Origin of the sequence: Acinetobacter sp. 3657 (assembly GCF_031456775.1) — a bacterium.
Lineage (GTDB): Bacteria > Pseudomonadota > Gammaproteobacteria > Pseudomonadales > Moraxellaceae > Acinetobacter.
The window spans coordinates 1-19,607 of record NZ_JAVDVH010000019.1; the positions used below are offsets into that span (position 1 = coordinate 1).

The 19,607-nt window shown below is 39.4% G+C and carries 20 protein-coding genes; 9 read left to right on the forward strand and 11 right to left on the reverse strand.

Annotated elements, in window-relative coordinates:
• Positions 1 to 344: 344 nt before the first annotated feature.
• Positions 345 to 1,064, forward strand: coding sequence for an SDR family NAD(P)-dependent oxidoreductase (locus tag J2Y37_RS14780; protein WP_349033298.1), 720 nt, complete (start codon positions 345 to 347; stop codon positions 1,062 to 1,064).
• 273 nt (positions 1,065 to 1,337) lie between these two features.
• The gene (locus J2Y37_RS14785) at positions 1,338 to 2,681 is read left to right on the forward strand and encodes a hypothetical protein (protein WP_349033299.1); all 1,344 of its coding nucleotides are present in this window, start codon (positions 1,338 to 1,340) and stop codon (positions 2,679 to 2,681) included.
• A gap of 61 nt (positions 2,682 to 2,742) precedes the next feature.
• On the opposite strand, the gene pyrE is transcribed toward J2Y37_RS14785, so the two are convergent.
• On the reverse strand, positions 2,743 to 3,381 hold the full coding sequence (gene pyrE, locus J2Y37_RS14790) for an orotate phosphoribosyltransferase (RefSeq protein WP_349033330.1): 639 nt from the start codon (positions 3,379 to 3,381) through the stop codon (positions 2,743 to 2,745).
• Between the two features lie 53 nt (positions 3,382 to 3,434).
• Between pyrE and J2Y37_RS14795 the strand changes: the two genes are divergently transcribed.
• Positions 3,435 to 4,259, forward strand: a complete 825-nt coding sequence (locus tag J2Y37_RS14795) for an exodeoxyribonuclease III (protein ID WP_004673480.1) — start codon at positions 3,435 to 3,437, stop codon at positions 4,257 to 4,259.
• A 305-nt stretch (positions 4,260 to 4,564) separates the two neighbouring features.
• Complete coding sequence (locus J2Y37_RS14800) at positions 4,565 to 4,915, forward strand: arsenate reductase (RefSeq protein ID WP_349033300.1); 351 nt, start codon at positions 4,565 to 4,567, stop codon at positions 4,913 to 4,915.
• 59 nt (positions 4,916 to 4,974) lie between these two features.
• Here the strand turns inward: J2Y37_RS14800 and J2Y37_RS14805 are convergent, their stop codons facing one another.
• Positions 4,975 to 5,412 (reverse strand): DUF2147 domain-containing protein, encoded by a 438-nt coding sequence (locus tag J2Y37_RS14805; protein ID WP_241323521.1) that lies wholly within the window; start codon positions 5,410 to 5,412, stop codon positions 4,975 to 4,977.
• Between the two features lie 189 nt (positions 5,413 to 5,601).
• Between J2Y37_RS14805 and J2Y37_RS14810 the strand changes: the two genes are divergently transcribed.
• Together J2Y37_RS14810 and J2Y37_RS14815 are read left to right on the forward strand one after the other, a co-directional pair.
• On the forward strand, positions 5,602 to 6,513 hold the full coding sequence (locus tag J2Y37_RS14810) for an alpha/beta hydrolase (RefSeq protein WP_004673485.1): 912 nt from the start codon (positions 5,602 to 5,604) through the stop codon (positions 6,511 to 6,513).
• A gap of 281 nt (positions 6,514 to 6,794) precedes the next feature.
• Positions 6,795 to 7,982 carry a GGDEF domain-containing protein gene (locus J2Y37_RS14815; RefSeq protein ID WP_349033301.1) on the forward strand — a complete coding sequence of 396 codons (1,188 nt, stop codon included), beginning with the start codon at positions 6,795 to 6,797 and terminating at the stop codon, positions 7,980 to 7,982.
• Between the two features lie 14 nt (positions 7,983 to 7,996).
• Here the strand turns inward: J2Y37_RS14815 and J2Y37_RS14820 are convergent, their stop codons facing one another.
• The 6 genes from J2Y37_RS14820 to J2Y37_RS14845 all read right to left on the reverse strand — a co-directional run bounded on the left by J2Y37_RS14820 (position 7,997) and on the right by J2Y37_RS14845 (position 14,241).
• A complete protein-coding gene (locus J2Y37_RS14820; RefSeq protein WP_349033302.1) occupies positions 7,997 to 9,661 on the reverse strand; it encodes an ABC transporter ATP-binding protein in 1,665 nt (554 codons plus the stop codon).
• Between the two features lie 89 nt (positions 9,662 to 9,750).
• Complete coding sequence (locus tag J2Y37_RS14825) at positions 9,751 to 10,446, reverse strand: glutathione S-transferase family protein (protein ID WP_241323518.1); 696 nt, start codon at positions 10,444 to 10,446, stop codon at positions 9,751 to 9,753.
• A gap of 2 nt (positions 10,447 to 10,448) precedes the next feature.
• On the reverse strand, positions 10,449 to 12,302 hold the full coding sequence (gene dsbD, locus J2Y37_RS14830) for a protein-disulfide reductase DsbD (RefSeq protein WP_349033303.1): 1,854 nt from the start codon (positions 12,300 to 12,302) through the stop codon (positions 10,449 to 10,451).
• A 79-nt stretch (positions 12,303 to 12,381) separates the two neighbouring features.
• On the reverse strand, positions 12,382 to 13,152 hold the full coding sequence (locus J2Y37_RS14835) for a transporter (RefSeq protein ID WP_004673493.1): 771 nt from the start codon (positions 13,150 to 13,152) through the stop codon (positions 12,382 to 12,384).
• Between the two features lie 27 nt (positions 13,153 to 13,179).
• Complete coding sequence (locus J2Y37_RS14840) at positions 13,180 to 13,725, reverse strand: ankyrin repeat domain-containing protein (RefSeq protein WP_004673494.1); 546 nt, start codon at positions 13,723 to 13,725, stop codon at positions 13,180 to 13,182.
• A gap of 144 nt (positions 13,726 to 13,869) precedes the next feature.
• A complete protein-coding gene (locus J2Y37_RS14845) occupies positions 13,870 to 14,241 on the reverse strand; it encodes an HPF/RaiA family ribosome-associated protein (RefSeq protein ID WP_004673497.1) in 372 nt (123 codons plus the stop codon).
• A 503-nt stretch (positions 14,242 to 14,744) separates the two neighbouring features.
• On the opposite strand from J2Y37_RS14845, the gene J2Y37_RS14850 reads away from it, so the two are divergent.
• From J2Y37_RS14850 to J2Y37_RS14860, 3 genes are all read left to right on the forward strand, one after another.
• Positions 14,745 to 15,470 carry an outer membrane protein OmpK gene (locus J2Y37_RS14850; protein ID WP_349033304.1) on the forward strand — a complete coding sequence of 242 codons (726 nt, stop codon included), beginning with the start codon at positions 14,745 to 14,747 and terminating at the stop codon, positions 15,468 to 15,470.
• Between the two features lie 132 nt (positions 15,471 to 15,602).
• On the forward strand, positions 15,603 to 16,151 hold the full coding sequence (locus tag J2Y37_RS14855) for an N-acetyltransferase family protein (RefSeq protein ID WP_349033305.1): 549 nt from the start codon (positions 15,603 to 15,605) through the stop codon (positions 16,149 to 16,151).
• Between the two features lie 80 nt (positions 16,152 to 16,231).
• Positions 16,232 to 16,969, forward strand: a complete 738-nt coding sequence (locus J2Y37_RS14860) for a hypothetical protein (RefSeq protein WP_349033306.1) — start codon at positions 16,232 to 16,234, stop codon at positions 16,967 to 16,969.
• Between the two features lie 26 nt (positions 16,970 to 16,995).
• Here J2Y37_RS14860 and urtE read toward each other — a convergent pair whose 3' ends face one another.
• From urtE to urtC, 3 genes are read right to left on the reverse strand one after another with little or no spacing between them, the layout of a single operon-like run.
• Entirely contained in the window at positions 16,996 to 17,694 is a 699-nt protein-coding gene (urtE, locus tag J2Y37_RS14865) for an urea ABC transporter ATP-binding subunit UrtE (protein WP_349033307.1), read from the reverse strand.
• Positions 17,695 to 17,704: 10 nt separating this feature from the next.
• Complete coding sequence (gene urtD, locus J2Y37_RS14870; protein WP_349033308.1) at positions 17,705 to 18,532, reverse strand: urea ABC transporter ATP-binding protein UrtD; 828 nt, start codon at positions 18,530 to 18,532, stop codon at positions 17,705 to 17,707.
• Complete coding sequence (urtC, locus tag J2Y37_RS14875) at positions 18,533 to 19,603, reverse strand: urea ABC transporter permease subunit UrtC (protein ID WP_349033309.1); 1,071 nt, start codon at positions 19,601 to 19,603, stop codon at positions 18,533 to 18,535.
• Between the last annotated feature and the right edge of the window lie 4 nt (positions 19,604 to 19,607).

The following is a 19,607-nucleotide window of genomic DNA, read 5'->3' on the forward strand; positions in this document are numbered from 1 at the left end:
TGTTGGTTTTATTTTTATTGTTTATATCATCTTTTTTTCAGCTTTTGACCTTTTATAAGTATTTCTAAAATTAACATAATACGCCTTATGCGAAACACATGAACTTTTCTTTTTATCATCAATATTTTATCTAAATCCTTTCTAGGTTTCAGCACACTGGAACGGTTTTTTTGTGATTTTTCACGTTCCACGCTTTTTTTTCAATCATCATTTCAATAATCGATCAATTAAACTAACACACGGAACTCTCACATATTTTGCCTAATAACTAAAGTTAGTCCTTGACCTCAAGCTAAGTTGAGCTTTTATAGTTGCCTTTTAATCTTGAATACATGGAAAGATTGATGAGTGATTCAAATAAAACATTTCTCATTTACGGGGTTAGTAAAGGTCTAGGAAAAGCGATTGTTCAAGCTGTGCCAAAGCCAACAGATACCATCTATGGCGTATCCAGAACTCAACCACGAGAAATCCCTAACTTAAACTGGATCTGTACCGATCTTTCCAAACCTGAACAAGCTGTAAGTGACGTAAAAACAGCAATTGGACAGCAAAAAATTGATGTGCTGATTTACAACGTAGGTATTTGGGAACAACAGGCATTTAGCGACAATTATAATTTTGCAGACGTTCCTGCCGCTGAAATCAACCAAATCATTAATACCAATATCACTACTTTTATCGAATCCATTCAATCATTGCTTGAAAATTTGAAACGCTCTGACAATGCAAAAATCATTCTCATCGGTTCGACTTGGGGTGTTGATAATCATAATGGTAAAGAACTTGTTTTCTCCGCAACCAAATTTGCCCTAAGAGGCATAGCTCAATCCCTCAGAGAAATCTTACGTGAATATTTAATTGGGGTAAGTGTACTGAACTTAGGCTATCTTGCCAGTGAATATGAAATCGCCAAACCTGTTGAAGAAATTTTAGAGGAAACTGGATACTCCTTAATTCCTTTGGCAGATGTTATTCATGCAATTAATTTTATTATTTCAACCAGTAAAGCAAGCTGTGTTAAAGAAATCTTGATGCCTGCAATGTTGGATCAGAATGTTTAGTTTTTTATGAATACGCTAAATGGCCCTCATAAGATGAGCCAACACATTCAAAACCCATTTGGCATTGAGTTATATTACAGATTTGCGATATGAATGGAAACTGATGATTTAATAAAACTTTTATGTTGTTTCGAAAAAATAGGTTTCATCACACATATTCTCTAATGCTAGTCCATCCATATTCTATTTAGTTAATTAGTTAAGAAATTTTTGACTATTGAAATTTTGCAATTTATATTACGCAACATTGAATAAAATTAAAGATTGTTGATTATGAAAATTAGTAAAAAAGTCATTTTCCCCTTGCTATTAAGTACAAGTATTTTATCAGCTTGTGGTGGTGGCTCATCTAGTAATACCACGACTTCTACAAATCCTCCGCCTAATACAAAACCAACTGAAAATGTATTAAAAAAAGAACTCCAGTACGGGAATTTTAAGATCATCGACTCAGGTATTAGCTCTCTCAACAACCTAGATGTAACGCCATTGTTTGAAAAAAGCATTATTGAGTTTGAAGCTAATAATAATGATGTTTGGCAACTCGGCATTAATACACCAAGTATAGAAGGTGAAGCACATATTAATCCTTTAACAACTTTCGGCTTAGCTATTGACCCTAAAGACCCCTCAAAAATCACGAGCCTAAGTTTGAGCACCAGTGAAGTCTATCTTTTCTGTGAGAAAAATTGTTCAGAAACCTATCAGTACAATTTAACAGAAGAAAAAGATGGAAAAACTTATTTTGTTTTAAATGCAAATGGCCAGGCTTTAGGTTCTGATCGCAATGAGCAAAAAAATACATTTTCGGAAAATTCAAAAATTTTAGGCCAAATTAAAATCGAGATAAATCCGACTTGGCCAGTATTCCAAGCTAAGAAGCGCTTCCATACTCTATCTGTTATCAAAAATGATCTAGCTATTAATGATCAGAGCATTATTTTAAAAGCTATTAACGATCCAAGACCTTATTTTAGTAATCAAAATAGATTAAAAATATTATTTGAATTAAACAAAAAATTGCAAGAGCTTGACTTTGATGACAAAAAAATATTTCGCAATTCCGACTATCTAAAAGAAGGCTATGACTTTATTAATATTTATGAAGCAGAGTGGGGAATTGATTATATATTTAAAAATAATGAGAATACCGGTATTCAAAGCCTAAATATTATTAAAAATATATTCAATGCACCATTCGGGTATATTAAAGGGCCTGAACTTAAGTTAACTGGCAGTTTCGAACAGGAGATCCCCTACGGAAAAATCATTACAAATACAAATGAAGTGTTCACTCCTATAGACACTAATTTATACACTAAGAATCAATATAAATTTTTCCATTTCAGCAATCAAATTTTAAGAATTGATCTGAATGTACGCTTAGACACGACAACCAAAAAAATTAACCTTGCTTATCAAACACCTAAAAAAGATCGAATCAACATTAATTTATTTGAAAAATGGAATTGCAAAACTGTGAATGATGATTGTAGTGGAATCAGTATTGATGAGGACAAGGGAACCATTCAATTTAATAATGTTGTCCTTGAAGATGGAAGAAAATTAAATGGAGAATTAAAAAATGTAGGTATCCCCGCTCTGCCAAGATACTAACCATCCATATTCTTAAATAAAAAAGGAAGCCTCAGCTTCCTTTTTTATTTATATTTAAAACTTAGATGCCATATTTTTCGCGATAAGCTTGCATATTTGCCAAAGCTTCTTTCTCGCCTTTCGCATCTAAATAATCCATCAAATCTTTCATGGTAATAAGTGCATGCACTGGAATTTCCAATTCTTTTTGCACTTCCTGAATCGCAGAAAGTTCACCTTGACCACATTCCTGACGATCTAACGCCACCAACACACCTGCAATGGTCGCACCTGCATTTTTCAAGATCGTCACAACTTCACGAATCGCAGTACCCGCAGTGATCACATCATCAATGATCCAAACTTTTTGACCAGCAACCGATGCACCAACTAACATGCCACCTTCACCGTGATCTTTGGCTTCTTTACGGTTAAAACCCCACGGTATGCTCTTGCCATGTACTTGAGATAACGCCACTGCTGTCGCTGCAACAAAAGGAATGCCTTTGTACGCAGGCCCAAAAATCACCCCAACATTGTCACACTGAACCAATTTATCCGCATAGCCTTGTGCTAACAACGATAGTGCTTCACCATCATTGAGCAAACCTGCGTTAAAGAAATAAGGACTGACACGACCTGATTTTAAGGTAAACTCACCAAATTTAAGCACACCACGTGATAATGCGAGTTCGATAAAAGCTTGCGGATGAAATGACACAGCCGTTGTCATATAAGGTGCTCCAAATTCTTCAATTGAGGTTAAACAGACGTATGATACCAAAGGATAGCTATCCAAGTGATGTAAAAATTCTTCGAGTCGTTTCAATTAATGTGAATGGACTACGCGCATCCGTAACCAAAGGACTATTGGAGTGGTTAGAACAGTCCGATGCTGACGTGGTATGTATGCAAGAAAGCCGCATCACGCATGAACAATGGACCGATAAATTCAAACCTGAAGGTTGGTATACCCACCTCTTCCCTGCTGAACGTGCAGGCTATGCAGGCACGGCGATTTATAGCCGTCTGCCCTTTGTTTCAGTGAAAAATGGTTTGGGTTTCGAACTGGCAGACTCGCAAGGTCGTTTTATCGCGGCTGAATTTGATTTAGGGCTGTCACATCCTGTTCATATTGCCTCGTTATACTTACCATCAGGATCAAGTGGTGACGAAGCGCAAGCACGTAAAGATTTATTTCTACAAGAATATGCCCAAATACTAAAACAATGGCGAGATGAAAATAAATCGATCATCGTGTGTGGTGATTACAATATCGTGCATAAACGCATTGATATTAAGAACTGGTCAGGCAACCAGAAATCATCAGGCGTCTTGCCCCATGAACGTGCATGGCTTGACCATATCTATGATGAATTGGGTTATGTCGATACTTTCCGTGAAGTACGACCTGAAGCAGAATTATACTCATGGTGGTCAAATCGTGGACAAGCCCGTGCAAAAAATGTCGGTTGGCGTATCGACTACCACGCCTGCTCTCCAGACTGGAAAGCACGTGCTGCAAACGCTTGGGTCTATAAAGAACAATGGTTTAGCGACCATGCACCTGTGATTATTGACTATAAAATACACGATTAAGTGAACAACTGTTCACTTTGACCGCCTCTTTAACTTACATGCCATGTCGTTTTTTGTGTATTTTTATTTAGCTGCTGTATCGGCATTATAGCTGCACGGCACAGGGAAGCGGTCAGGATGACCACAAAAGGATAGGACGCCGTAGGAAGACAAAATAAACTTAGTTTAAGTTTATTTGCAAGGATGAGACATTGGACGTTGAAATGAGACCCGCATGATCAGGATGATTAAATGCGGGTTTTCTCTTTTTGTACTTTGCGTTAGGCTGTCATTGATATTTTTTTTATTTCCCAATGGTTTTCAGCATGTTTAAAATTTACGGTATTAAAAATTGTAATTCGATGAAAAAAGCCTTTGATACGCTACAAGCAAAAGGGATCGATTACCAATTTCACGATTATAAAAAACAAGGCATTGATGCTGCGACTTTAGAAGTTTGGTTGAAAGACATCGGCGCAGAGAAAGTGCTGAATAAAAAAGGCACTACATGGCGCAAATTGACGGCGGACGAACAAGCTCTCGCCACCAGCACTGAACAAAATCTGATTGAGGCTTTAATCGCACAACCAAGTTTAATTAAACGTCCAGTCCTACAAACGCCACAAGGTTTTGTCATCGGTTTTGATGAGGAGACTTATCAGAACTTATCTGCTTAAAGCAGACATCACAAAAAACCGAGTCATTTGACTCGGTTTTTTTCATTCATAAAACGAGCTTAGTTAGAACGTACCCAAGTTTGGTTACGACCCAGTGCCGCAACACCGATATAACCGCGTAATTTCAGCTTTTGACCACCGTCAGTGAGTTCAGCTTTGAGTTTATAGGTTTTACCATTTTTTGGATCAACGATAGAACCACCATCATAATTTACACCACCTGAATTTTTCAGGTTGCGAACAATGACTACACCATTCAGTGATTTATTATGAAATGGACCTTCACATTTCGTACAAACGCTTTCTTGGCCAGGGACTAAATACTTCTGAATCGATGCAGATAATGAACCGTCCTTTTGTTCAGTAAACTTGACGATCGCTTTTGGTTGCTTAGTTTCATCATCAATGGTTTGCCACACGCTACCGTGTAATGCATCCGCCGCATTGGCAAAAGCGGTCAAACTAAACAATCCTAGTGCTAAAGCAATTTTCTTCATTTTTGTAATATCCTTAATGGGTCTTTTAAGACTAAGAGTATTGAGAACTTCCATTAATATTGCAATTCTTGATTGTGACTATTAGGTACAATCTGAACAGCTACAAAACACTGTTCTGATCACAACAAAATGTGGACTAAAATCAAGCATTCTCTTAGTTGTATACTGCTCTAACAATATGGAAAAATTATGAAATTTGGTACTGTTTGGAAATATTATTTTACTGAATCCCTACTCAAAGCGACCATCCGTACACCGAGTCAGTTCAATCTAGCACCGAATGCTTTGCGTCCTGTATTGGATCAATTGTGTCGCTTATTTCCACATAATCCTAATGCACGAATTCGTCCTTTGCGTTTGGCAGGTATTCGTGGTGAAGAAATTAAAACTCAAGCCGCGGCAACTCAGCTCATTTTTCATATTCATGGTGGTGCTTTTTTCTTGGGAAGCCTCAATACACACCGTGCTCTAATGACTGATATTGCGGCATGTACACAGATGCAAGTGATTCATATCGATTATCCTTTGGCGCCTGAACACCCGTTCCCAGATGCGATCGATGCAATCTTCGATGTGTATCAAACACTGCTTGTTCAAGGGATTAAACCCAAAGATATTATTGTTTCTGGTGATTCTTGTGGTGCAAATCTCGCATTGGCACTGTGCTTACGCCTCAAACAGCAACCTGAGTTGATGCCAAGTGGTTTGATTCTAATGTCACCTTATTTAGATTTGACTCTCACCAGCGAATCACTGCGTTTCAATCAAAAGCATGATGCCTTACTTTCAATTGAAGCGTTACAAGCAGGCATCAATCATTATTTAACCGAAGATATCCAAGCGGACGATCCTCGGGTATCACCGCTATTTGATGATTTAACAGGTCTACCTCCGACACTGGTTCAGGTTGGATCAAAAGAGATTCTATTGGATGATTCAAAACGCTTCCGTGAGAAAGCGGAACAAGCCGATGTCAAAGTGATCTTTAAACTCTATACTGGCATGTGGCACAACTTCCAAATGTTCAATGCATGGTTCCCAGAAGCCAAGCAAGCTTTAGCAGATATTGCTAAATTTGCACATCGACTCGATCGTGACTAAACACCTTCAAGTTGTGTGAAAATGGTCAGCTATCGCTGGCCATTGTCATTCTTGATTCACTTTTGTCATCATAAAATATGATTGATTGGATATTTAGATAATAGTCTATTTCTCAAAGAATTTTTCCCGTCCTGATTTGCACTCAAAAGCCTAAAACCAGACTTTTTTCTCATTCTAAAGATGCTATTGTTATTTTAATTAGCGTTTCTTGATCTTTCTGATGACGAATTTACATTCATAAAGTCTCTTAGGAATCTCATTGCATATAAGGATGCATGCCAATGATAAAGATTCATTTTAAGCGTTTAGTCAATCGAGAAAAATGGAATTTCTCGCAATTTTGGGAACATGAACCACTGATTAACTGGAACATGTTAAAGAAATCTATTCTGCTGCTCATACTTGCTGCTTTTATGACCCTTTTCGGGATTGTTTGGGATGTGCTGGTCTTGCTCAATCCCATCACATGGCAGTGGGTAAATTTACCGTTGGTTTATTCCAAGTTATGGACCAACGTGATTATGCTGATGGTCTTTTTAAGCCTAATCGTGCCTTGCTATCGCTACAAAGACAAAGCTTGGGCATATGAAATCATTCCAATTTTAACTGTGCAGCTTTTTACCGTGCTGCTCTGCCATACCAGTTATTTGATCGGGAGTTTTAGCCCCGCCACCATGGTGGTGTACGTCAGTGTCGTCGCAGTTGGATTGGTTTTATTTAATCGTAAGATGATTTATTGCGCGCTGGTGCCTGCCACCATTGCATTATTATTTTGCAATTTTCTCAGTATGTTTGGCGTGCTTCAGTACGCACCGTTATTTAAACCAGAAGTTCTCAATCAATCTGAGATGCATCCCTTTTGGGTTATGAGCATGCTGTTTTTTCTATTACCAATTTTGATTGCCTGTTTATTTCTATTTGAAATTTTACTGACCCAATGGCGTTCACGAGAGCTAGCAATTCAGCATCTGAGCCGTCTCGATCCTCTCACCGATGTGTTAAATCGTCGTAGCATTAGTGCTTATCTAGAAAAGTTACATCAACAACCCAACTCGTTATATTCAATTGTATTGCTTGATCTGGATCATTTTAAAAATATTAATGATCATTTTGGACACAGCATGGGAGATCAGGTTCTCATTCAAGTCGCGAACTGCTTAACCAAGCATTTACGTGATCAAGATATGATTGGTCGTTTTGGTGGGGAGGAGTTCATTTTATTGTTGCCACATACCACCACCACTCAAGCGCAAAATATCGCGGAACGGTGTCGTTTAGCAATTGCGAACCTACGTTTTGTGGCAGAGGATCAACAAGCGTTTTCGGTCAGTGCCAGCTTTGGGATCAGTAGTTCACTCAGTGCCGATGAACCGCATCTGATTATTAGTCAGGCGGATCAAGCACTCTATGCGGTGAAAGCGGCTGGACGGAATCAAGTCCAAATTTTTGAAGATTTGACGAGTAGCTAACAGTTAAAATAAGACTAAGTTAAAGGTGTTGTAATCCTGAATAATTGCCCGACATCAATCACTTCATCTGCAAGATCTTTACATTCTTGAGCGTGTGTAATCACGATTAATGTTTCAATATGTTCATTGAGGAAATTTAAAATCCTGATGCTTGTATGAGAATCCAATGCTGAGGTTGGTTCATCTAAAATGAGCACTTTAGGTTTCTTTAGCACTGCACGTAATATATTTAAACGTTGCTTTTCACCACCTGAAAAACTTTTCAGATATTCATTGATATCATCATCTAATGAAATATTTTTATCTGAAAGAAGATGTTGTAGATCAAAAATTATAAGCAGTTGTGATATCTCATCATCGGTATAAGCATACTTCGCGTTATAAATTAAGTTTTCTCTTAAAGAACCAGTAAAAATAGAATAGTTTTGTCCAACAAAGGCCACCTCATCAAAAATTTTAGTAGAGTACTGTTTAGTTATGTCTAGATCTTTATAAAATAACTGCCCTCCCTTTAACTTATAAGCACCTAGCATATAATTAATTAAAGTTGATTTCCCAGTCCCAGTCTTTCCAATAATCACGTACATCTTATTCTTATATAAATCCAAGCTTACTTCAGCACTTAGCTTGCCGCCGACTTCTAACAATGCATTCTTAAATGAAAATAATAAATGATCATTCTGATACATTTTATTATTCAACTCGTCTTTTTCAAACTCAAAGTAGCTATAAAATTTTTCTACTGCTACAGCATTACCTGCAAGTAAGTTAATTTGTTGAGAGATCATAAGAGATGGCATGGTTAGCATCATGATATAAGAGCTAATCATCACCATATCGCCTGTGGTTATTTTTCCTATGGAAAACAACTTGGTTGAAAGAAGTAAAAAACCAAGCAAGAAGAGAAAGATAAAAGCAATTTGGAAGACCATTAAACAAGCAATTTTTAAATGACTATTGAAACTTTGATCAATAAATTTTTTTACATTCCTCTTGAAATAATCGACTTCAAAATCAACAGCATTGTTCACTTTGATCTCATAAGCATTATTTATCTTTTCAAGAAACTTACTATTTAAAATATTGTTTATTGAATACAATGGTTCATAATATTTTTTACTCTTCCTATTGATAAAAACCGAGATCAAGAACAGTCCAAATGCTGTCCCAAGAAAACCTAAAGCAAAAATCACACTAATATTTACACTAAGAATATAAGTAATAAAAATAAGCTGTAATACCACAGGGAAGAAAGCAAGCAAGAATGCAAAAGTGATCATAGAAAAAGCATTACTTGCTCGTACTGCCTCGGCATTGAATATACCAATATCGACTTTATCTTGCCTCGATTTTTCTATTCTAAGATAGTTTTCCAAACTCGCAATGAGTACCGAAGTCTCTTGTTTTGCACTAATCAAGCCACTTAGCGCATTTTTAACCCATTCAATAATCTGAGACAAAAACCAAGCAAGGCAATATGAAACCACTAAAACATAGATGTAGTTAATACCTTCATTTTGATGAGTACTGTCAATAATAAGCTTAATAAAGTAAGGAAGAATAGCAGTAATAAAACTCGTGGCAATAACCAAGCCAATCAGAACAATTAAATGTTGCTTCTCATTTTTATAAAATTTATTGGAAACACGCCACATTGCTTTATAAGTTTTTAAAAACACCGGGCAGTTTCTCCTATTATGGCTATATTTCAAGCCATAATATCACTCATGTTTTGATTATGAGTGGGAGTTCTTTGTTTGGATTTTGTCTAGTTGGTCAAATACTCTTCCCGATTTTGACGATAAGGCTCATCAACAAGCACAAACATTTGTTCTTGTTTGGCTTCGGCGATCCACTGCTGAACCGATGCCAAAGACAAGATTTTTTGCATGTAAGCTTGGCTTGAAGCAGATACAGGGAATTGGAAACACACAAAACGCATGACTACAGGTGCATAAAATGCGTCGGCAACACTAAACTCACCACATAAGAAGCTATCTTCACTTGGGCGTTCCGACCAAATTTGTTCAATACGAGCCACATCAGCACGAAGTTGATCATGTTCAGCCCAAAGTTTTTGACCGATATGGGCTAAATCAGCTTCAATATTCATTGGACAAAGATTACGTAAGCTTTGAAAACTACTGTGCATTTCTGCGCTAATGCAACGCGCTCGAGCACGTAATTTTTTATCTTGTGGCAATAGATTTTTTTCAGGAGATTGCTCTGCGACGTATTCACAAATCGCCAAACTATCCCAAACCGTAACATCACCATCTACCAGTACAGGTACTTTGCCCGTCGGATTCAGTTTTAATATTTCTGTCTTAAACGGACTATCTAGTTCAAAATCATCAAACTGAATGAGATGCTCTTGAAACGAAACCCCTGCCTGTTTTAATAATATCCAAGGACGCATCGACCAAGTAGAGTAATTTTTATTGCCAATAAATAAAGTATACATGCTTATGATTTTCCTTCAAATAAAGCCAGTTGCTGTAATAAATCTGCCTTTTTAAATGCCCCAGTTAATCGTAACGAACGAATTTCTTGTTGTTGCTGATCTAAAAATAAGTAGGTCGGCGGCCCTAAAATATCCCATTGCTTTAATAAAGCTTGATGAGAAGCATCATACTGACTTAGATCCAGTTTAATTAAATAATACGGCGACAGAGCCTGCTGTACTGCTGCATCTTTTAAAATACGGTGCTCAATTGGCTGACATGCCACACACCAATCTGCATATACATCAATAATAATGCCGCGATCTTTCGGCGCATTGGCTAACACCTGTTGAAATTGCTCAGCGGTCTTTGCCACATGCCATTCAGCCAACTTTTCCGCCTCAACAGAACCAAGGCTCTGAATATGTTGATATTGAGTATAAGCAAGAAATGGAATGGTGAGTATTAACAAGAGAATATACAGCCACTGCAACTTGCCCTTTTGAGCAAATAATCGGTACAGCGCGTAAATAATAAAAGCCAGACCTAAAACGAGGCTAAGCAATTGCATCGCCAGCTCTGGCAATAACGGGCGCAGAAAATAAATGCTCAATGCCAACATTAAAAAGGCAAAAATCACCTTAATCTGATGCATCCACTCGCCTGCTTTCGGTAAGGCTTTAGCACCTAAAACACTCGCAAGCAATAAAGGCAGTCCCATGCCAAAACCAAGCGTGAACAACAATAAAGCACCTTGCCATTGATTTTGATTTTGCGAAATAAACAACAAGATTCCCGCCAATGGTGCAGTCATACATGGCCCAACCAATAACGCCGAAATCATGCCCATGACACTGGCACCAACTAAAGTGCCCCCTTGTTGCATCGACTGCATACGATCCAATTGATTGACCCATTTTTGTGGCAGTTTTAGCTCAAACAAACCAAATAGGTTTAAGGCAAACACGATAAATAATAGGCTAAAAGCAATCAAAGTCGCGGGTTGTTGCAACCACCGTTGAAAATTAAGTCCAGCCGATGCAGCAATCATACCTAACACGGCATAAACCATGGCCATACTGACCACAAAAGTAAAGGCGATCGCCCATGCTTTTACCCCTTTATTGTCACGGACAATCAACGAGGTCAGAATCGGCAACATCGGTAATGAACACGGCGTAAAGGCCAATAATATCCCTAAACCGAGGAATAACAATACACTATAGGCCAGTGAGTGTTGTGCCAAGGTGGTAGACCACTTTTGGTCTTGTGCCATACCAGCTGAGTCAGTCGCAGGGGAGTCGACAGGAGATAAGGCTTCATCTGAAGCGGTATCAAAGGCGGTAGTTTGGGTATTTAAGGCGTTGGCAGAACGAGCCACATCTAAAAAACGTTTTTGTGAATTTGAACCTGTATTTTGCACACTGACCAGACCATCGGCATCGGTCTGAAATTCAATATTTTGGGGTGGGTAACAAATCCGATCTTTGGCACAGCCTTGCCACGTTACCCGATAATGTTGAGATGCTTGTGTTGGGATATCAAATTCAGCTTGCTGATAATAAACTTGGCTATGTCCATAGTTCTCATCATATTGATCAACCGCTTTAGGCAAATTTAATTGTACGGGTTGATTGCCTTGTTGTACTTCAAATTTGTGTTGATACAAATAATAGTTTGGTTGAATATTCCAATGTAGACGCGCCTGATTACGCTCAGTCGATTCAACCGAAAAGGCAAATGCATCTTCAGGGCTTAACAGTTGCTCGGATACACTCTCTTGGGCATAGGTCATCGACCCACACAACAACAATAAACTACCAAGGAAGTAACACATCAGTTCGGAACTATAGCCACCCTGAGTACATTTTTTCATGATGATTTCTCTTCGATCAGCCCAATGCTCCCGATGAGATATACAGGAATTCACGGGAGATCATGAGAAGACTTTTTGCTTAAAATAAAACCGATACGCCTAAACCACCATTGTAGCTTCTTGCATCACCATTTAAATCGACACCAACACTGGCATCGAGCTGCATCCGATTATTCACCGCATACACCAAACCTGTGCCTAAGCCATATTCATAATCTTGGCTTTCTGCTTTACGGTAAATAAACTCTGAGTATCCAGATAATTTACCTGCAATTTTATAATCAATGGTAGGTATCGCAGTTACCGCCCAATTACTGTTTTGCGCTTCGTAACGCATGGTGATTGAGGTACCGATCAGATCACTAAACTCATACGCCACAGCCGAAGTTAAACTATAGATATCATCATGCGCAGTAAATTCATCGTTCCCAGTAGCAAGAATCGCTTCTGCTAATAACGCCATGGTTAAACGATCATCGTGTAGATTAATGGCTTTTTTCAAACCAATGCTGACATCACCTAGACCATTGTTTTCTTTGGTCATGCCCGCACGTTTATGCTGCTGCCAAACAGGACCTTGCCAACCAAGTTGTAATTCCAAGCCTTTAGCCAAACCTGTACGCAATAACATGTCGCCATTGAGGGTTAAGGTTTTCTCTTTTTCACCATCTACGGTTTGTTGTTGATAGCTGACTGTCGGCAAACCTTGTTCCCATGCGAGCTGCCCGACAGGCGTAATTCCTGTACCCATGCCAGCGCCAGGACGATCAAAAGAGAAATCTGCAGCAAAAGTCGTGCTCGCCATCATCGATACAGCAATAAAACTCAATGTTTGAAGTTTATTCATCATTATCCCCTTTCTATTCTTTGACTACGCTTAGGCGGTCAATTCTTTTGACATTTTTGCACCATTGTTACGCAGTAACTCAAGCGTCTCACGCTCTTCAGCTAATGACTCCGACCAATCGATTTCATCAAAGTCACAATCAAAGAACAGTTGGCTGATTGATGATAAAATCGTTAAACCTTCTTCATCACGTGTATTTGGATCAACTTTTTCATCCAATAAGCGTTTTACCACTGGCGCACAAGCTGAACTTGCTGCATCCCAAAGTGGGCCATAAAACTCTTCTGCATCCCACAAATGCAAATTCGCTTTCGCCTGAATGAGTGCATCTAAAATATCTAAATAGACTTTAAGTTGTTGTTGTTTTTCAGTTTCAGCAATGGGTTGATTGGCTTCATAGGCCTCACAAATCTTTTCCCACCATGCAAATAAGCCATCACAAATGACTGAAACAGGTGGACCTTGCTCAGGATCAATAAAATTCGGGTCAAGTCCTTCAGCAAGTAGAGATTGCACTTGGGCTAAATCGAGTTGTTGTATGGCTTGCACCAAGGCCTGTTGCTGTTTGCTTAACATGACCAATTCTCACAATATAATATTTAATGTTTCTATTATGCCGAATATCCCGACAGCTTTTTATAAAACGAACTAAAAATCATGTATAAATTTGATACACGCATAAAAAAAGCCCGATATTGGGCTTTTTTTATGCAGATATGATTATGCTTCTTTTACATCTAAATCATCATCTACATCAATATATTCAGGCAAGCCACCACGATGGTGGTCTTTTTTCTCATACAAATGCTCCAGACTGCGTTTCAACTTATCAATCGCACCATGAATAGAAAAATCAATATTTGCAGCTTTATGCGTTACTGCGACAGGCTTCAAACCTGCTGGGCGAGCTTCGATCATACAGCGTTTATCATGATCTCCCGTTTTTTCCCCATTTTCATCACTGAGATGAACTGAAAAATGTGTAATACGCTCACTATAGCGTTGAAATTCTTGCATTAGTTCTGCACGAACATAACCAATTAAACGTTCACTACCTTGAATGTTTTTATCTGTACGGATTTCAATATTCATAAATATCTTCCTCTCTTTTCGATGAGACGTTTTGACTAAACTTGTTATTTAGACGCATTTTGAGCATGCCGTCATTCAGTGCAGCTGTATATTCTGATTGTGTAAATACCTGTAGTCTCCTTGCTTTGCATCTGTTGCTTTTCAGTATGTGAGAAGATCTTCTATATTTCCAATATCCGTCCATAATTAAAAATATGCAAGCTGATTTTTGACATTTTTTATTTGCGTTGGTGCATCCGTTAAGGCACTTAGCGCAGGTTTTCCCTCTCGCAGCAAAAATTTTTTGAATAATATCAAGCCAATTGGATGAAAATAAACATCCTCAAATCATGCACAACACTCTATGTTGAAATCGAGTCTGCGTGCGATAAAAACGACTGAGTTGGATCCGCATTTTCCAGTGTTCCAGCCTATACAATTCTTTTGAGCATTTGGTCAAATTTGGCTTTATTTTTGCTTAATTCCTTGTATGCTTTACACGCCTTTTTAGGGGGATCTTTTTAATGCAATTTAAGCAACTTGCGGCGACATGTTTATTGGTATCAACAGCAGCTTTCACTCAGGCAAAGCCTATTTGGCAGGACTTTAGCCTCACGGGTTTATATGGTGAAAACTATGAAGTTGTTGATGAAAAGCAAACAACTTTAACGGTTGAATATGCGGCAAAAGTAAAATATGCCGATGTATTCTTTTTTATGGATCGTATGCGTGGTAGTGACGACCATAAAAGCACCTATTTCGAGCTTTCTCCACGTTTAAGCTTGGGTGAAATTTCAGGTCAAAAACTGGCTTTTGGCCCAGTTACAGATATTTTGATCTCAACAACTTGGGAAGCAAACAGCGCCGATGGCAGTAACTTCGATAATTTCTTATACGGCGTAGGTTTTGATCTTAAAATTCCATATTTCCAATATGCGAATATCAACTTCTACCGCGCCAACAATGAAAAAACGGCGGATGACTATCAAATGACGATCGCCTATGCATTGCCATTTAAACTGTCAAACGAAGAGTTTTTAGTGGACGGTTTCCTTGATTGGTCAACGGCTGAAAAAGATCATGCCAGCGAACTCAACTGGACCACACAATATAAATGGAATGTCGGTAAGCACATTTCACCAGACACTCGTTTGTATCTGGGTGTTGAACACTCGGTTTGGAATAACAAATTTGGTATCAAAGGCAGCGATGAAAACAACGTTAGCGCTTTAGTCAAATACCATTTCTAAGCCTTAGATCAGTTTAAAAAACAGCAAGGCATTCCTTGCTGTTTTTGCTACGATCATTCATATTAGAATTGGTTGATTTTTCTCTTATTTTGAAAAATCACACTTTTCCCATATGATTTGATGACCGATACCATGTCAGTAAATATCTCACTTGCACCCCATACTTTGGCTTCACAATATCAAATCCGTTTTGCAACGATCGAAGACTTAAAACAAATACTGACCATTTACAATGCTGAAATTTCAACTGGAACAGCCAATTGGAATGATCAAACCGTCTCGCTCACACAATATCAACAACGCTTTCAGGATTTACAGCAACAGCAATTTCCCATGATTGTGGTCGAAGATCTACAACATAAAAAAGTGGTCGGTTATGCTTACTATGCCGCATTTCGGAGCATTGCTGGATATCATCAAACTATTGAACATTCTGTCTTTATTGATCCAAGCTACGCACGTCAGGGTCTAGGCAAAGCCTTAATGCTGCAACTGATTCATCTCGCAACACAACAACAGATGCATATCATGGTCGCAGCAATTGATAGCGAAAATACAGGCTCAATCGTGCTACATCAACAGCTCGGTTTTGTGCAAACAGGTTACATGCCACAAGTCGGACAAAAGTTTGGGCAATGGCGAGATTTAGTCCTGATGCAACTACAGTTAAATACTCAATAAAAATTTAACAATACAGCACTGCTGTCCTGTGATCTTGCTGGTTAGAATGGAAATTATCTGAGTTTATAAAGATAAATAAGATGAAAGCATTACCCTTATATTTCGTTATCACTAGTGTTTTCGCAGCGACCACAAGTTTCGCTGAATCATCGTTTGAACAAGAGTTACAACAAGGCTGTGCCAAAGTAAAACAATATGCACAAGCGGGCAAAAAGTTCTACGATCAGAAGCAATATGCAAAAGCGGTGAAACAATTTGAAGATCAAGCCGCATGGGCACATTTCTGCCAACTGAATGCCGAAGAAAGCGGCATTCGAGTCACTGACCGAGACGTTGAGATCGCCAATAATAATGTCGGACTGAGCTATGCCAAGCTCGGCAAACCACAATGGGCAAGAGTCTGGTTTTTACGGAATAAAGACACTAAAACCAGTCAATATAATTTAAAACAACTGCCTAAACCGCAACTCTCTAAAGACTTACAAGGGAGCTATGTACGAGCCAATGGCTTTGGTCAATGGGATTACATCACCGTCAAAAAACAACAGAATCGCTATCTGATTGACTTTGAGGGCTACTATTTTGGACTGCGTGGGCTAATTTATGGTCCAAATCTGGGTTCATTTGAAACCAGCATGCCGATCACCGCAAAACAGGCAAAATATCGTTATGAAGACTGTCAGATCAAACTTCAATTTTTAAATGATCCGCAGAATGGACAAAAAATTGAGGTAGAACAAAACAATGGTCATTCCTCATGTGGCTTTGGACATAATGTTTATGCAGGTGGTACGTTTTATAAGATTGAAGATAAATAAACAAAAAGCCTCTTACGAGGCTTTTATTAAATCGCCACCAATTCTCGAATCCCCTTCTCAGGCATATCCTCACCACGCCCTTGTGCAACCACCTGCCCTCGAGCCATCACGGTATAATTATCAGCAAGTTCTTCAGCAAAATCATAAAACTGCTCAACCAACACAATCGCCATTTCACCTTGATCTGCCAACTTACGAATCACCCGACCAATATCTTTAATAATCGAGGGTTGAATCCCCTCCGTTGGCTCATCCAAAATCAAAACCCGAGGTTCAGAGGCTAAAGCTCTGGCAATGGCGAGCTGCTGTTGCTGACCGCCTGACAGATCCCCACCACGGCGATGTTTCATTTCATCCAACACAGGGAAAATTTCATAGAGATGACTCGGCACTTTTCGCGTCTTTGCACCAGAAAATTTCGCCATACCAATCAAGATATTTTCCTCAACAGTAAGCGTCGAAAAAATATCACGCCCTTGCGGCACATAGGCCAACCCTGCACGTACTCGCTGTTCAGGTGACATTTTGGCGATATCTTTTCCATCTAACAGCATCTGCCCTGATTTGATTGGCAAAATCCCCATTAAGCACTTTAATAACGTGGTTTTACCTACACCATTACGCCCAAGAACCACACTGCATTCACCTACAGGTGCAGACAACGACACATCACGCAGAATATGACTACCACCATAGAACTGGTTAATTTCTTTCACTTCTAGCATACGTGTCCCCCTATCGTCCCAAATATTTTTCAATCACATCTTCATTGGCTTGTACTTCTGCCAATGTTCCCTCAGCCAAGATTGCCCCTTGCGCCAACACGGTGACTTTTTCACTAATGGTATCAATGAAACTCATGTCATGTTCCACCACCACTAAGGTGTGGTTCTTTTTCAACTCTAAACAGAGTTCGGCTGTACGCTCAGTTTCGGCATCGGTCATGCCTGCCACAGGTTCATCCAATAAAATCAGCTTGGGACGTTGCATCAACAACATACCAATTTCTAACCATTGCTTTTGTCCATGTGACAATAAACCTGCTGGCTTATGGATAAACTCTTTGAGACGGATTTGCTCCAGTGTTTCATCTAAAGCCAGTTGTGCTTCGGGATCTAAACGACTGAACAAGCTTTTCTTGACCCGTTTATCACGTGGTGCAGCCAACAGTAAATTTTCCAGCACCGTGAAGTTTTCAAATACCGTCGGTTTTTGGAACTTGCGTCCAATACCCGCTTCTGCAATCTGCTCGGTACTCATTTTGGCTAAATCATAGTTTTGCCCAAAAAATACCGTCCCTGTGGTCGGTCGAGTTTTACCTGTAATCACATCCATTAAGGTGGTTTTTCCTGCACCATTAGGTCCAATGATGCAGCGTAATTCACCCTCAGCAATGTAGAGTGATAGATCATTTAAGGCGCGGAAAGAATCAAACCAAACACTGACATTTTCTAAGTACAGTGCGATACCGTGACTAAAATCTGCATCCAGTGTTTTGATTCGCCCATAACCTTCGCCAAGCTGACCGCCATGTTGTGCTGAATTGGTGCTGACTTCATTCATTTAGTTGCGCTCCTTTTTAAAGCGGTCAAATAAACCGATGACACCTTTCGGAAGGAATATCGTCACCACGATAAATAATGCGCCTAAGATCAATAACCATGCTTCTGGGGCTGCGACGGTAAAATAAGTTTTGACCGCATTAATCAGACCTGCGCCCAAGATTGGACCAATCAACGTACCGCGCCCACCTGCTGCGACCCACACCGCCATTTCAATTGAATTGACAGGGTTCATTTCACTTGGGTTAATGATGCCAACTTGCGGCACATACAGTGCGCCTGCGATGCCTGCAATCACCGCGGACAATACCCACGCTGAAAGCTTGTACCACAACGTGCGATAACCTAAATATTGCAAACGGTTTTCACTGTCACGAATCGCCCCAAGGACTCGACCATAAGGGCGGTTCATCAGTTGACGTAACCCGATAAAACACAACATTAAGACCAATGCAGTGGTAAAGCACAGTGTGGCGCGCATCGGTGCAGAGGTAATGTCAAAACCCAATAAGGTTTTAAAGCCTGTAAAACCGTTATTGCCACCGAAACCTGTTTCGTTACGGAAGAACAATAACGCTGCGGCAAACACCATCGCCTGAGTGATAATCGAGAAATACACCCCTTTGATTTTGGAACGAAAGGCAAAGAAACCAAAAATAAAGGCCACCATCCCTGGAACTAACACCACCAAAGCGATTGCCCACACAAAATAATCTGTTCCTGCCCAATACCACGGCAACTCCGTCCAACTAAGGAAGCGCATAAAATCAGGCAACCCATCCCCTGCGGATTGGCGCATCAGATACATACCAAAGGCATAACCGCCCAAGGCAAAGTACAAGCCATGCCCCAAGCTGAGAATCCCAGCGTAGCCCCACACCAAATCTAGTGCCAACGCCACCAAAGCCAAGCACATGATCTTGCCAATCAAGGTAATCCAATAAGCCGACAAGTAAAATGCCGAATCAGGCGGTAACAGATGCAACCAAGGGAGTGTCAATAAAATCCCAAAACATAAGCCGATGGCGACTGCGCTATAGGGTTTATCTGCAAATAAAGAAGTGATTTTCATTGGC

What these genes read in the sequence shown, in the direction of transcription:
- J2Y37_RS14780 (WP_349033298.1), top strand. Translation starts at nt 345, where the DNA reads ATGAGTGATTCAAATAAAACATTTCTCATTTACGGGGTTAGTAAAGGT.
- J2Y37_RS14785 (WP_349033299.1), top strand. Translation starts at nt 1,338, where the DNA reads ATGAAAATTAGTAAAAAAGTCATTTTCCCCTTGCTATTAAGTACAAGT.
- J2Y37_RS14795 (WP_004673480.1), top strand. Translation starts at nt 3,435, where the DNA reads ATGATACCAAAGGATAGCTATCCAAGTGATGTAAAAATTCTTCGAGTC.
- J2Y37_RS14800 (WP_349033300.1), top strand. Translation starts at nt 4,565, where the DNA reads ATGTTTAAAATTTACGGTATTAAAAATTGTAATTCGATGAAAAAAGCC.
- J2Y37_RS14805 (WP_241323521.1), bottom strand. Translation starts at nt 5,412, where the DNA reads ATGAAGAAAATTGCTTTAGCACTAGGATTGTTTAGTTTGACCGCTTTT.
- J2Y37_RS14810 (WP_004673485.1), top strand. Translation starts at nt 5,602, where the DNA reads ATGAAATTTGGTACTGTTTGGAAATATTATTTTACTGAATCCCTACTC.
- J2Y37_RS14815 (WP_349033301.1), top strand. Translation starts at nt 6,795, where the DNA reads ATGATAAAGATTCATTTTAAGCGTTTAGTCAATCGAGAAAAATGGAAT.
- J2Y37_RS14825 (WP_241323518.1), bottom strand. Translation starts at nt 10,446, where the DNA reads ATGTATACTTTATTTATTGGCAATAAAAATTACTCTACTTGGTCGATG.
- dsbD (WP_349033303.1), bottom strand. Translation starts at nt 12,302, where the DNA reads ATGAAAAAATGTACTCAGGGTGGCTATAGTTCCGAACTGATGTGTTAC.
- J2Y37_RS14835 (WP_004673493.1), bottom strand. Translation starts at nt 13,152, where the DNA reads ATGATGAATAAACTTCAAACATTGAGTTTTATTGCTGTATCGATGATG.
- J2Y37_RS14840 (WP_004673494.1), bottom strand. Translation starts at nt 13,725, where the DNA reads ATGTTAAGCAAACAGCAACAGGCCTTGGTGCAAGCCATACAACAACTC.
- J2Y37_RS14845 (WP_004673497.1), bottom strand. Translation starts at nt 14,241, where the DNA reads ATGAATATTGAAATCCGTACAGATAAAAACATTCAAGGTAGTGAACGT.
- J2Y37_RS14850 (WP_349033304.1), top strand. Translation starts at nt 14,745, where the DNA reads ATGCAATTTAAGCAACTTGCGGCGACATGTTTATTGGTATCAACAGCA.
- J2Y37_RS14855 (WP_349033305.1), top strand. Translation starts at nt 15,603, where the DNA reads ATGTCAGTAAATATCTCACTTGCACCCCATACTTTGGCTTCACAATAT.
- J2Y37_RS14860 (WP_349033306.1), top strand. Translation starts at nt 16,232, where the DNA reads ATGAAAGCATTACCCTTATATTTCGTTATCACTAGTGTTTTCGCAGCG.
- urtE (WP_349033307.1), bottom strand. Translation starts at nt 17,694, where the DNA reads ATGCTAGAAGTGAAAGAAATTAACCAGTTCTATGGTGGTAGTCATATT.
- urtD (WP_349033308.1), bottom strand. Translation starts at nt 18,532, where the DNA reads ATGAATGAAGTCAGCACCAATTCAGCACAACATGGCGGTCAGCTTGGC.
- urtC (WP_349033309.1), bottom strand. Translation starts at nt 19,603, where the DNA reads ATGAAAATCACTTCTTTATTTGCAGATAAACCCTATAGCGCAGTCGCC.